At 71.5% G+C, this 1022-nt stretch carries 1 protein-coding gene; it reads left to right on the top strand.

Annotated features, from left to right (window positions below; genetic code table 11):
* Window positions 1–1022, top strand: a 1022-nt coding sequence (locus ACFHW1_RS28780; RefSeq protein WP_416616726.1) for a transposase, incomplete at both ends; no start/stop codon positions are given.

Here is a 1022-nt window from a genome sequence, read left to right as displayed (position 1 = left end):
TCGCCCGGCACGGTGGCATGCGGTCGCTGTTCGGCAGCGTGTACGCGCCGTCGACGCTCGGGTCGTTCCTGCGTACGTTCACCCACGGGCACGTACGGCAGTTGCAGGCCGCCGCCCGCGACACCCTGTGCTTCGTGGACATCGACTCCATGCTGCGGCGGGTGTACGGCAAGCAGAAGCAGGGCATCGGGTTCGGCCACGCCAAGGTCGGCGGCTACAACGTCTACCCGCGCGGCTACAACCCCCTGGTCGCGACGCTGTCCACCCCGCTGTCCGCGGTGACCGCCGCCACGAGGCTGCGGTCGGGTAACGCCGGCTCGGCCCGGGGCGCCGCCACCATGATCGCCGAGGCCGTCACGACCGCCCGGGCATGCGGCGCTTCGGGGGAGATCATGGTGCGAGCGGACTCGGCGTTCTACGCCAAGACGGTGATCAGCGGCTGCCGGCGTCGTGGCGTGCGGTTCTCGGTCACCTGCCGCATCGACCCGCAGATCCGCGCCGCGTGCGACGGCATCGCCGCCGACCAGTGGGTCGACATCACATATCCGCAGGCCGTCTGGGACGAGGACGCCGGCCGGTGGATCTCCGACGCGCAGATCGCCGAAACCACGTACACCGCGTTCGCCGGCACCCGACACGAGGCGACCGCCCGGCTGATCGTCCGCCGCGCTGACCCGCGCCGCGATCACACACAACCTCACCCGCGCCGCCGGACACCTCGCCGCGGGCACCTGGTCGACCGCCAGACCCGCCACCATCCGGACCCGGATCATCACCGTCGCGGCCCGCCTCGCCCACCGGGCCCGCACCATCCACCTGCACCTGCCCGAGTACCGGCCCTGGCAGGCGGCGTTCGACAACCTGTTCACCGCCGTCCAACCGGCACCCGGCTGACCACACCCCACCAGCCGAAACCAGGCGGCCCGACCACAGGCCACAATCCCGTTCCACCCCGAACACTCACCCTCGGAGCAAGCCGATCACGTGATCGGCGACTCCCTCACGCCCGCCGCACCACCCAA

Origin of the sequence: Micromonospora sp. LOL_014, assembly GCF_048060245.1 — a bacterium.
Taxonomy (GTDB): Bacteria; Actinomycetota; Actinomycetes; order Mycobacteriales; family Micromonosporaceae; genus Micromonospora_E.
Note: the sequence above shows the minus strand (reverse complement) of the source record. Positions and strands in the feature narration are given on the sequence as shown.